This window comes from Noviherbaspirillum sedimenti (genome assembly GCF_003590835.1).
Lineage (GTDB): Bacteria > Pseudomonadota > Gammaproteobacteria > Burkholderiales > Burkholderiaceae_D > Paucimonas > Paucimonas sedimenti.
The window spans coordinates 3146084-3158157 of sequence record NZ_QYUQ01000002.1 but is presented as its reverse complement, the minus strand read 5'-3'; the positions used below and the strand labels follow the sequence as shown (position 1 = coordinate 3158157).

At 56.0% G+C, this 12074-nt stretch carries 11 protein-coding genes and 1 pseudogene; 7 read left to right on the top strand and 5 right to left on the bottom strand.

The window, feature by feature from the left end; all coding sequences use genetic code 11:
• Positions 1-25 precede the first annotated feature (25 nt).
• The 3 genes from tnpA to tnpC are packed head-to-tail and all read left to right on the top strand — an operon-like array spanning position 26 to position 2388.
• Positions 26-445 (top strand): IS66-like element accessory protein TnpA, encoded by a 420-nt coding sequence (gene tnpA, locus D3878_RS14710; protein WP_199688079.1) that lies wholly within the window; start codon positions 26-28, stop codon positions 443-445.
• Positions 442-789: an IS66 family insertion sequence element accessory protein TnpB gene (gene tnpB, locus D3878_RS14705; protein WP_119784367.1), complete on the top strand. Its 348-nt coding sequence runs from the start codon at positions 442-444 to the stop codon at positions 787-789. Before tnpA ends, tnpB begins: the two co-directional genes overlap by 4 nt.
• A 30-nt stretch (positions 790-819) precedes the next feature.
• On the top strand, positions 820-2388 hold the full coding sequence (tnpC, locus tag D3878_RS14700) for an IS66 family transposase (protein WP_119786173.1): 1569 nt from the start codon (positions 820-822) through the stop codon (positions 2386-2388).
• Between the two features lie 54 nt (positions 2389-2442).
• Here the strand turns inward: tnpC and D3878_RS24110 are convergent.
• The 5 genes and pseudogenes from D3878_RS24110 to D3878_RS14680 all read right to left on the bottom strand — a co-directional run.
• Positions 2443-2529, bottom strand: a pseudogene (locus D3878_RS24110) (transposase); the annotation flags it as partial.
• 376 nt (positions 2530-2905) lie between these two features.
• Complete coding sequence (locus D3878_RS14690) at positions 2906-4048, bottom strand: CaiB/BaiF CoA transferase family protein (RefSeq protein ID WP_119786172.1); 1143 nt, start codon at positions 4046-4048, stop codon at positions 2906-2908.
• A 27-nt stretch (positions 4049-4075) separates the two neighbouring features.
• A complete protein-coding gene (locus tag D3878_RS14685; protein WP_119786171.1) occupies positions 4076-5023 on the bottom strand; it encodes an electron transfer flavoprotein subunit alpha/FixB family protein in 948 nt (315 codons plus the stop codon).
• Between the two features lie 47 nt (positions 5024-5070).
• Positions 5071-5232 carry a hypothetical protein gene (locus D3878_RS24105; RefSeq protein WP_199688169.1) on the bottom strand — a complete coding sequence of 54 codons (162 nt, stop codon included), beginning with the start codon at positions 5230-5232 and terminating at the stop codon, positions 5071-5073.
• A 30-nt stretch (positions 5233-5262) separates the two neighbouring features.
• Positions 5263-6012, bottom strand: a complete 750-nt coding sequence (locus tag D3878_RS14680) for an electron transfer flavoprotein subunit beta/FixA family protein (RefSeq protein ID WP_119786170.1) — start codon at positions 6010-6012, stop codon at positions 5263-5265.
• Between the two features lie 539 nt (positions 6013-6551).
• Here D3878_RS14680 and D3878_RS14675 point away from each other — a divergent pair.
• The 4 genes from D3878_RS14675 to D3878_RS14660 are packed head-to-tail and all read left to right on the top strand — an operon-like array spanning position 6552 to position 12043.
• Positions 6552-8159, top strand: coding sequence for an acyl-CoA carboxylase subunit beta (locus D3878_RS14675; RefSeq protein ID WP_119786169.1), 1608 nt, complete (start codon positions 6552-6554; stop codon positions 8157-8159).
• Between the two features lie 12 nt (positions 8160-8171).
• Positions 8172-10172 (top strand): ATP-binding protein, encoded by a 2001-nt coding sequence (locus D3878_RS14670; RefSeq protein ID WP_119786168.1) that lies wholly within the window; start codon positions 8172-8174, stop codon positions 10170-10172.
• 53 nt (positions 10173-10225) lie between these two features.
• The gene (locus D3878_RS14665) at positions 10226-11209 is read left to right on the top strand and encodes a hydroxymethylglutaryl-CoA lyase (protein ID WP_119786167.1); all 984 of its coding nucleotides are present in this window, start codon (positions 10226-10228) and stop codon (positions 11207-11209) included.
• Between the two features lie 45 nt (positions 11210-11254).
• Complete coding sequence (locus D3878_RS14660; protein WP_119787915.1) at positions 11255-12043, top strand: enoyl-CoA hydratase/isomerase family protein; 789 nt, start codon at positions 11255-11257, stop codon at positions 12041-12043.
• Positions 12044-12074: the final 31 nt, after the last annotated feature.

The window sequence follows — 12074 nt, the reverse complement described above, 5'->3', positions numbered from 1 at the left end:
CCGCTATTTTTTAGTGGGAACTATCGTGGATTCATTGATTTTAGAGGGGCGTCGCAAACGGCGCCCGAACTTTCCGGTCGCGTTCAAGAAGCAGCTCGCGCAGCAGGCCAGCGAGCCCGGCGCTTCCGTTTCACATCTGGCGCAGCAGCACGGCATCAACGTCAACATGCTGTTCAAATGGCGGCGACATTTGGTGGCTGGCCTGTTCGATGCTGCGCCGGCGCCTCAGGCCATGTTGCCAGTCACGATTGTCGAGACAGCGGCAGCGGTCGCGCCCGCATCAACGCCTCGACTTCTGGCGACGACAGAGACGGCAAGCACAACGGACACGCGCGTTGCGCGACAGGGCATTATGGAAATTGCCATCGCCGATGTGACGCTCCGGTTTGATGGCCACGCCGATCTGGCCATGCTGCATGCAGTCCTGCGGATGTTGCGCGCATGATGGGCCTGCCGGCGGGAACGCGCATCTGGATTGCCGCAGGCATCACCGACATGCGGGCCGGCATGAATGGCCTGGCGGCCAAGGTGCAAATGACCCTGGCCGAGGAACCCCTCTCCGGCCATGTGTTCGTCTTCCGTGGCCGGCGTGGCAATGTCATCAAGGTGTTGTGGGCCACCGGCGATGGACTATGTCTGCTCATCAAGCGGCTTGAGCATGGCCGGTTCGTCTGGCCGCAGGCCGACAGCGGCAAGATCCACCTGACCCCGGCGCAGCTGTCCATGCTGCTGGAGGGGATCAACTGGAAGCAGCCGGAACGCACCGGGCCACCGCTTTCGCTGTTGTAAACATCCCCGCAAGCGCGTAAACTGCCGCGCATGCCTGTCACCCCCGCCTCACTGCCGGACGACATCGATGCCCTAAAGACATTGCTATTGCGCCGCGACGACGAGCTCCAGCAATTGCGCCATACCGTGTCGACGCTGGAGCTGGCACTTTCCGTGCGCACGCTCGAAATCGAGCAGCTGCAACTGCAGATCGCCAAACTCAAGCGCATGCAGTTCGGCCGCAAGTCCGAGAAGATCGACAAGAAACTCGAGCAGCTGGAAACGCGTCTGGAAGATCTGCTTGCCGAGGAAGGCGCTGCCGAACAGAAGCAGCCGGAAACAGTAACGCCCCGGCAGAAGTCGGCACGCCAGCCATTGCCTGACCACCTGCCGCGCGAAGACCACATCATCGAGCCAGAGGTCCAAGCCTGCCCGGCATGTGGCGGCGACCTCAAGTCGCTCGGCGAAGACGTTTCCGAACAGCTGGAAATCATCGACGCCGCCTTCAAGGTGATTCGTCACGTACGCCGTAAAAAAGCCTGTGGCTGCTGCGACGTGATCGTCCAGGCGGCCGCACCGAGTCGGCCGATCCAGCGCAGTTTCGCCGGCCCCGGTCTGCTGGCCAACATCGCCGTGGGGAAATTCGCCGATCATCAACCGCTGTATCGCCAATCGGTCATCCACGCCAGGAAAGGGGTGGATCTGGATCCCGCCACCACAGGGCGCTGGATGGGCGCATGCGGTGTGCTGATTACCCCTCTGGTGGAGGCACTGCGCCGCCATGTACTGGCCCCGGGCAAGATTCATGCGGACGAGACGCCGATGCCGGTACTGTCTCCCGGCAATGGTCAGACGAAGACGGGCCGACTCTGGGTGTACGTCAGGGATGATCGCAATGCCGGCTCGTCCGCTCCAGCGGCCGTGTGGTTTGCCTATTCGCCGAACCGCCAGGGCCAGCATCCGCAGTCGCACCTGGCCGGATTTGCCAGCGTGGTTCAGGCTGACGCATTTCCAGGCTTCAACGCGATCTATGCGGATGGCCAGGTAAAGGAAGCGGCATGCTGGGCACATGCCCGTCGCAAGCTCCATGACCTGCACGTGCGTAAGGCTACGCCCACCTCTACCGAAGCGCTGCGACGGATTGGCGAGCTGTATGCCATCGAAGCGCAAATCCGTGGGCAACCACCGGACGAGCGGCAACGGATTCGGCAACAGCAGGCCAGGCCCCTGCTGGACGATCTTGAAATCTGGCTGCGACAGCGGCTGTTGACACTATCGACCCAATCGGACACGACCAAGGCCATCAACTACGCGCTCAACCAGTGGCAGGCGCTGGTCTATTATTGCGACGATGGCATGGCAGAGATCGACAATAATATCGCGGAGAATGCCTTGCGCGGCGTCTGTCTTGGCAGGAAGAATTTCCTGTTCCTGGGGGCTGACAGCGGTGGCGAGCGTGCTGCCGCCATGTACTCGCTCATCGGCTCAGCCCGCCTCAACGGCATCGATCCGGAAGCGTACCTGCGCCATGTGTTTACCCACATCGCAGACTATCCGATCAATCGCGTGGCAGATCTCCTGCCATGGAACGTCGCAGAGCGCCTGAAAAAATCAGCCTGAGTCCCGCATCACCATCAGCACCGAAAGTCAATGACGGTGCTGATGAGGTGCTTACGATTCAATCGTATTGGTCGTGTAGATCACTTTCCGGATTTCTGCCGGATAATCGAAAAATGGCACGATGCGCACCCAGTTGCGCTGTCAGGACTTTACGATCAAGTCGAAACTACTACAGATCAACGCATAATCCGCACCCAACTGGACATCGAGTTCGAACAGGCGCGTTGCCGTTTATTTAATGGTCACGGCGGTGTAGATGGCGCGCAGATCGGCCAAGACTGCCTTGCGCAGATTCTAGCCAACAAAGTTCAGGCTGTAGCGCACCATGGGCAAGATACACAGCTGCACCGCCGTTTTTGGGAACTCCGATTCGATTGCTTCCGGAAAGCCCTTGGATTGCAGTAGTTTTAACTATCTCCGGAGAATGGCCAGACCAGCAGCTGAGTGATTCTGTCGACGTGTTGCATGTGAATCATCCATTCAAAGGCAAACAGAATTAGATCTGTGCTTCTTATGCTCAAATCGCGCCTTGCTCACGCAGTAAGCTTACAGTTTGAACATCGATACCCCATTCGGACAAGATCGCGGAGGTATGTTCACTGGCATGCGCTGGAACAAGGGGCATCTCCGGCTTAGTACGGCTGAACCTCGGCGCAGGCGCAGGTTGCATTACTCCGTCAATCTCGACGAACGCCTCTCGATCCCGATTGTGCTCATGTTGGATCGCTTCATCCCAGTCAAGGATTGGGGTTACGCAAGCATCGCTACCGTCAAAAATTGCAGCCCATTCGTCACGATGGCGCGTCTTGAAGATCTTGGCAAGACGGCTTTTCAACTCCGGCCACAAGGCCTTGTCCATCTGATTGTTAAACAACGGATCGCTCACGTCAAGGCCAAGCAACAGGGCTTTATAGAACTGAGGTTCGATTGCTCCAACGCTCACGCACTTGCCGTCTGCACATTCGTAAGTGCTGTAAAAATGCGCAGCGCCATCCAGTAGGTTGTCACCTCGTTGATTGGACCACAAACCAGCTTCATTCAACCCGAACATCATCGAGGAAAGTAATGCAGAGCCGTCTGTCATCGCGGCATCGACTACTTGCCCTTTACCCGATTCGCGCGCCTCGAGTAGTGCGCAAACAACGCCAAACGCGAGCATCATTCCGCCACCGCCGAAGTCGCCAACGAGATTCAGCGGGACCGCGGGGGGCGCCCCTCGGCTCCCCATGGCGTTTAAAGCTCCGGAGAGCGAAATATAGTTGATATCGTGGCCAGCAGTCGCAGAGAGCTTGCCAGTCTGTCCCCAGCCTGTCATCCGGCCGAATACCAGCTTTGAATTTCGTTTGCAACAAATTTCCGGACCCAAGCCGAGCCGTTCCATAACTCCTGGACGAAAGCCTTCAATCAATGCATCGGCTCTGTCGATTAGTTGCAGCATGGCGTCGGCGGCACCCGGCTTTTTTAGATCTATTGCCATTGAGCGTCTGCCGCGTGCCATGACATCAAACTTGCTATTTGAAACTGGCGTCACCGAGCTACTATTTTTCGATTGAATACGTATAACTTCGGCACCCATATCAGACAGCATCATTGCACAAAACGGCCCAGGGCCCATACCTGCAAATTCCACAATACGGATTCCATTCAATGGTCCAGCCATTAGAGATTCTCCTACAAGAAAAATTGATTAAACCGAGCCGCGGCCGAGTGCAGCGATAAGCTGCGGCACGACCTCGAACAGGTCGCCGACGATGCCATAGTCGGCCACACCGAAGATCGGCGCTTCGGCGTCCTTGTTGATCGCCACGATCACCTTCGAATCCTTCATGCCGGCCAGATGCTGGATGGCGCCGGAAATTCCGACTGCGATGTACAGCTGGGGCGCCACGATCTTGCCGGTCTGCCCCACCTGCCAGTCATTCGGCACGTAACCCGCATCCACCGCGGCGCGCGAGGCGCCCATGGCGGCATTCAACTTGTCGGCCAGGGGTTCGAGGATCTTGAAGCTCTCGCCCGAGCCCATGCCGCGCCCGCCCGAAACGATCACCTTGGCAGCCGTCAGCTCAGGCCGGTCGGACTTGGCCACTTCGCGCGAGATGAACGCCGACTTGCCGAAGTCCGCCACGGCCGGAATGGCTTCCACCGGCGCGGAACCACCCTCGGCAGCGGAGTCGAAGCCGGTGGTGCGCACGGTGATCACCTTGACCGGGTCGCTCGACTGCACGGTGGCAATGGCGTTGCCGGCATAGATCGGGCGCTCGAAGGTATCGGGGCTATCGACCTTGGTGATTTCCGAAATTTGGCCCACATCCAGTTTGGCGGCCACGCGCGGGGCGATGTTCTTGCCATAGGCAGTCGCCGGGGCGAGGATGTGCGAGTAATCCTTGGCCAGCGCCAGCGCCAGCGCCTGGGCCGCGACATTCTCGGCCAGGCCATCGGCAAAATGCGCGGCATCGGCCACCAGCACTTTACCGACGCCCGCAAGCTTCGCCGCGGCTTCGGCGGCAGCGCCGCAGTTGTGGCCTGCAATGAGGACATGGACTTCGTCGCCGCAGGCAGCGGCAGCGGTGACGGTGTGCGCGGTGCTGCCCTTGAGGGAATCGTTATCGTGTTCGGCAATGACGAGTGCAGTCATGATTTTCCAGATGAAGTAATCGGCCTGGGCAGCGATGGCGCCGCTCCTCAGGCTGCTTGTTGAATGGGTTGCTGGCATGCATGGTCATCTTGTTCCCAGCCCAGCTGGCGCCGGATCTGTTTGGCATCCGGTATCGGCGCAGGATTCTGCCTACGCCTGGCAAGCCATTCCCTGATTTGCTCTTTGGTGGGCTGGTGGATGTTTTCCATGACAATGGTTCCTGTGCTGTTCGGATATGGCTAAATGACTTTTGCTTCATTCTTCAGCTTGGCGACCAGCGTGGCCACATCCGGCACGATGATGCCGGCCGAGCGCTTGGCCGGCTCGACCACTTTCAGTGTCTTCAGGCGCGGCGCCACATCCACCCCCAGGTCTGCCGGCTTGACCACGTCCAGCGGCTTTTTCTTGGCCTTCATGATGTTGGGCAAGGTCACGTAGCGCGGCTCGTTCAGGCGCAGGTCGGTGGTGACGATGGCCGGCAAGGCCAGGGAGACAGTTTCCAGACCGCCATCGACTTCGCGGGTCACCACGGCGCGGTCGCCTTCGATCACGACTTTCGAAGCAAAGGTGGCTTGTCCCCAGCCCAGCAGACCGGCCAGCATCTGGCCGGTCTGGTTATTGTCGTCATCAATGGCTTGCTTGCCAAGAATGATCAGTTGCGGGGCTTCCTTGTCGGCCAGCGCTTTCAAAAGTTTCGCCACCGCCAGCGGCTGCAGCTCGGCATCGGTCTCGACCAGAATGGCGCGGTCGGCGCCGATGGCCATGGCGGTGCGCAGGGTTTCCTGGCATTGCGTCACGCCGCAGGACACCGCCACCACTTCAGTGGCCTTGCCGGCTTCCTTGAGGCGCATGGCTTCCTCGACGGCGATTTCATCGAAGGGATTCATCGACATCTTGACGTTGGCGATGTCCACACCGCTGCCGTCGGACTTGACGCGCACCTTGACGTTGAAATCGATTACGCGTTTGACTGTTACTAAGATTTTCATGTAACTCCTTTAATTGTCAAGAAAGTAAATTCCGGATCTTGCTTCGCGAGTGAAGGAATTGGCGTCGGTCGGCAATTTTATGATCTACCGACTCGTCGGACTAAATATTAACATTATGCCGTGCCATTTCCTTCTACTTTCTCGAGACGTGTGTAACTACTTTTTGAAAAGTTTTTGAAACTGCAGCCTCGTATTCCAGTTGCGCTGAGCGATTCTTGAAATCGAACGAATGGTCGGGCTACCCGTTTCGGCTTCTTCGCTGAGCTCTAGTGTTTAATTGAAATCACGCCGCTGCTTCGGTGAGAACCACTTGCGCTCTTTCGTCATTTTTGCCCTTGGCGATGCTGGCGTGACGCTTATCGTTTATCTTTACCTCAATTCAATGAAGGGTGTTGACAACGAATCCAACCTACAGTAATCTAGCCCTATTCGCAGACCGTCTGGTCGGTTTATGTAAGAATTGGAGTCGGTCGTAGCTTCCCGCTCCGACCGTTTGAGGTGTCCGGAGTTCAGATCATTCGTGAGATCGTGGAGAGCAGATGGGGATTATTCAGTCATCAATTGCAACGTCAGCGCAATCATTTAAAGAAAACGATGCACACTACCGTCGGCTAGTCAGTACGCTGCACGAAAAGCGACACGTGACTTTCCAAGGCGCTAGTCAGAAAATCAAGGAGCGGCATTTGGCAGCCGGAAAATTGCTGCCGCGAGACCGCGTTCATGCACTCATTGATCCTGGCGCACCGTTTCTGGAACTTGGTGTGCTCGCCGGAGGTGAATCTTCGGGGGCGGCGCAACTCGGGGCGGGAATCATCACCGGCATCGGCCGCGTTCAGGGCCGACTTTGCATGATTATTGCCAACGATTCGACAATTAAAGGCGGCACCTACTTTGGCATGACGGCGAAGAAGCATGTACGTGCACAAAAAGTCGCCAGACGGTATCGCCTGCCAACAATTACGCTGGTTGACTCCGGAGGCGCATATTTCCCCGAGCAGGCTAAAGTGTTCCCGGACGAAGGGCAGTATGGGAGTGTCTTTCACAACATTGTCCGCCAGTCGGCTGAAGAAATTCCACAGCTTGCGGTGGTGCACGGAACGTGCGTGGCCGGCGGAGCTTATGTCCCCTCGCTATGCGAACAAGTTGTAATCGTCCGCAATCAAGGCTACATGTTTTTGGGGGGGCCAGAAATCACCTTTGCTGCGACCGGTGAGAAGGTTGATCGTGAGTCTCTGGGTGGTGCCGAAATGCATACAAAGGTCAGCGGGGTCACGGATCACATAGCGGACAACGACCGCCACGCATTAGCAATTATGAGGGAAATTATTGCTGGGTTGCCGCGCCAAGGAGGCTATATCAGGCCTCCTATCAAGGCTTTGCCGCCACGTTACGACCCGAAAGAAATCTACGGCATTGTTAGTAACAATCCGAGGTTTCCCACTAATACACGGGAGATATTGGCGCGGCTTTTGGATGACAGCAGGTTTAGCGAATTCAAGCCTGACCACGGCGATACGCTGCTTTGCGGATTTGCTCACATTCACGGATTTGAAGTCGGGGTTCTGGCCAACCTGGGAGTGCTGTTCACAGAAAGCGCGTTAAAGGCAGCGCACTTTATTGATCTGTGCTGCAAACGGCAGGTGCCGCTGCTGTTTCTTGCCGACATCGCTGGCTTCATGGTGGGCCGAGACGCCGAGCGTAGTGGGATTGCCAAGGCCGGCGCCAAGATGATCACTGCAATGTCTTCAGCTAATGTTCCGAAGTTTAATCTCATCATCGGCGGATCCTACGGCGCAGGTCATTTGGCCATGTGCAGCCGTCAGTTCGAGCCGGATCTGGTCTTCGGTTGGCCTAATGGACGAGCTGGGCTAATGGGCCCAGACCAAGCTGCGACGACGTTAGCTATGGTGCAGAGGCAGAAGCGGGAACGAGATGGCGAGGTCTGGTCGGACGAAGAGGAAGAAGCATTTAAGGTCCCAATCAAAGAGCAATTCGAGTCGTTCGCAGACATCTACAATTTTGCCGGCAACTTATGGATCGACGACGTAATCGATCCTGTGGAAACGCGTACGGTCTTGGGGTTGGCTCTGGACTTGGCTGCGCGCCGCCCCCTGGAGGCAACGAAGTTCGGCGTATTTAGAATGTAACGGAGCGTTGATGTGATCAAGAAAATACTAATTGCCAATCGTGGGGAAATCGCTTGTCGCATTGCGCGGACCTGTCGGCGCATGGGTTTGCCAGTCGCCACAGTCCATTCGGACGCGGACAAAGACTCTCTTCATGTACGTGAAATCGGCGAATCGGTCGCTATTGGAGCTGCACCTGCAGCGCAGAGTTATCTAAACATTGAGGCGATTCTACGCGCGGCTGAAAAAGTTGGCGCAAATGCGATTCATCCTGGCATTGGCTTTCTTTCAGAAGACCCAGTTTTTGCCGAAGCAGTAGAAGCGCATGGGCTGATCTTTATCGGGCCACGTCCGGATATCTTGCGACGTTTTGCCGACAAGTGGGCGGCAAAACATGAAGCACGCCAAGCTAATGTGCCAGTCATTGGTGGCAGCGAGGGTAGCTATAACAACGCCGAAAAGATCGATCGGCTAATCCGCGCCGAAATGCGTCTTCCCGTTGTTCTGAAAGCCGCAGCAGGCGGCGGTGGGCGGGGCGTACGAGTGGTTCGAAGTCAAGAAGGTTTGCTCGAAACCATTGAGTCAGCGATGCGCGAGGCGCAGTCGTCGTTTGGGCGTCCAGACTTGATTGTTGAAGAGTTTATCGAAAACGCAAGACATCTGGAAGTGCAGATTGCCGGCGACGGGAAAGGCTCTGTGATTCACTTGTTCGAACGAGAATGTTCGCTGCAACGTCGTTTCCAGAAAATAATTGAAGAAGCGCCGGCCGTGAATCTATCGGCGTTTCTGCGCGAGCAAATTATCGCAGATGCTGTAAAACTCGGTGAAAGTGTGAACTATCGTAGCCTGGGAACCATTGAATTCCTGGTGTGTGAAGATCGTTACTACTTCTTGGAATGCAATCCGCGCTTGCAAGTGGAGCATACAGTGACTGAAGAGGTCACTGGCGTGGATCTGGTGGAGTTGCAAATTGCGATTGCGAACGCAGCCGCATTGCCAAAATCGCAGCATCAGATATCTCTCAGCGGGCATGCAATTCAAGCCCGGGTCTATGCAGAGGATTCGGCGGCTGGCTTCATTCCATCCACTGGGCGCTTGCAATACGTTGACTTTCCATGGGGCGAGGTCCGAGTAGAGACGGGCGTGGAGAGCGGCTCCGAAATCACGCCCTATTACGACCCTATGGTCGCTAAGCTCATTGCCCATCGGGGAACACGGGCGCAGGCGCTAGATTCTCTCCTCGACGCGGTAAATCGCACGGTAGTGTTCGGCGTCGAGACCAATCTAGGCTTTCTTGCCAAACTACTTGAGCATCCGGTCGTAAGGGCGGGAACGGCTGATAATCGTTTTATTGACCGGGACTTGACACTGATCGCTTCCGCACATAGCGAGCGAGACGTGGTGGCTATGGCTGCATTGTTGGCTTTGTCATGCTGGAATGATGCTGATTCATCTGATAACACCGGTCTCTGGGCGGGGCACGAAGATTTCCTCGGATGGAATTACACGGATGGTACTGAGCACTTCCCGGGTCTGCCAGCGTTCTCTTTGGTTGCCGACGATCGCCGTATTTGGCCAGTCACAGTAGGACAAATGACAGCCGAAGGCCTGATGTTGCTCATTGATGATCAGACATTGGCAGTAAGTGTGAGGTCTCAATCACCAGGCCGTTACCAGTTCACGCTCCAGCAGCGCGTATTCACCGTTGCAGCGAGCGTGTCGAATGACAAGGTGCATCTTCAAGGGCCGTTTGGCAAATGCGCGTTTTCAGTAGTTCCATCGCTGTCCTTGGATGCCACAGCCGGCGCATCTAACGGCCAAGTAAGAGCGCCAATGATGGGCATGGTGTCCAAAGTGATTGTGAAGCCAGGAGGCGTGGTGGCGGAAAACGATGTGTTGGTTATTCTGGAATCAATGAAGATGGAGTTATCAATACATGCGCCGTGCAGCGGAACAGTAAGCGCAGTTGTGTGTGCAAACGGAGATATGGTGGAACGTCACCAATTGATTGTTGAGATCGAGCAGTCAAATTAATTTTTGAATTGGTATGTAAACGCCTACACGAGTTAACGAACGGGAGAATATACATGAGTGACATACCGCGCGCAGTCATATTTCACGAGGAGGGACCTCGCGAAGGTCTGCAGATCGAAAAACAGATATTTCCGCTATCTGAACGAATTGAGCTGGTCAACGCTCTGGGGGAAACCGGGCTATCACAGATTCAGGTCGGCTCCTTTGTCAATCCGAAGGCAGTGCCGTCGATGGCTGATATCGATCAACTGTTTGCAGGAATCACGCCTCGTAAAGACGTTCGCTATACCGCATTGTGGCTGAATGAAGCCGGCTTTCGGCGTGCAATGTCAACTCAGAACGTCGATATTAGTGCCTTCCTAATGCTATACACGACCGACGCGCTGAGCCAACGCAACAATAATTGCAGTGTGGCGAATATGCAGCAACGCCAAAGACAATGGGTGCAACTCTACCAGGACGCCGGAAAACCGATCGAGTCTGCCTATATCGTGACAGCCTTCGGCTGTAATCTTCAGGGCGAAGTGCCCCTTTCGGTAATGATGGATTCCGTCAGGTTTATCGTTGACCTGTCTTTGGAGCATGGCTTTCCGCTTCCGCGGATCATGCTTGCCGATACTGTCGGCTGGGCGAATCCGGAAGAAATCAAGCGGCGCGTCGGCGCCGTGCGAGAGGCGTATCCGGAGGCGAAGCTGGGTTTGCACCTGCATGACACGCGAGGCATTGGTGCAGCCAATTTCTTCGCCGCGCTTCAAATGGGAGTAGATCTGTTTGACAGTTCCGTGGCCGGACTGGGAGGATGCCCATTTGCAAACCATGCGAATTCACATGGCGCAGGGAATATCTGTACAGAAGACATGGTGTTCATGTGCGAAGAAATGGGCATTTCGACTGGTGTGGATCTCGATCGGTTGATTGAGGCAGCGCTGCTGGCCGAGCGCATGTTCGGCAGGAGTCTGACCGGCAAGCTGATGCATGCTGGCAGGCCGAAACGGGCACCATTGCGGTCGGCGATGCAGCAAACATCGCTGAATTGATATGACGACCTAACAGCTAATCAGTTGGAGAAGTTGATGAATGAGATGACTATAAGCGAGAACCCGATCCTAATCCGTATTGACGATGGAATCGCCACGGTGACAATCGATCGACCGGGGCAACGAAATTCACTCTCCGTCGAAGCGTGTAATGGCTTGTACGAAGCGTGGGAAAAGATTGATCAGGACCCCAGCGTACGCGTGGTGATTCTCACCTCAAGTGATTGCGGAACATTTTGCGCGGGAATGGATTTAAAGCAGGCCGCCGCGCTGAAACGTGACACTGGCAAGGATATTCTTACTTTTATGAAAGATCCTTTTCATTACCGCATGCGTCGAGTAAAGGTGCCTATTATCGCCGCGATGACAGGGCATCTCATGGCGGGCGGTATGCTGATGAGCTTGAACTGCGATATGCGCGTGGGCCTGTCTGGTTCTCGTGTCGGCATAACTGAATCAAAGATTGGACGCGGATCACCTTGGGCCATGCCGCTTCTGTGGATGATGCCTCAGCCACTGCTGATGGAGATGACGTTGACGGCGGAACTTATGCCTATTGAGCGTTTTCACGACATCGGATTCATCAACTACCTTGAGGAAACTCCGGAAGCAGTACGACAACGCGCGCTCCAGCTAGCACAACAGATTCGCGCCAATGCACCGCTATCGGTGGAGGCCGGAAAGCGCTCGATTCTTACGGCGATGAGCGTGGGATGCGATACCGGATTGGAAATGGCTTGGCAGATTTACCGCCCGGCGTATGCAAGCGACGATGCACAGGAAGGCGCGCGGGCGTTTGCGGAAAAGCGTGCGCCGCGTTGGACAGGACGTTGAGCGTAGCGAGAACGGCGGGCTGATTTGCCTT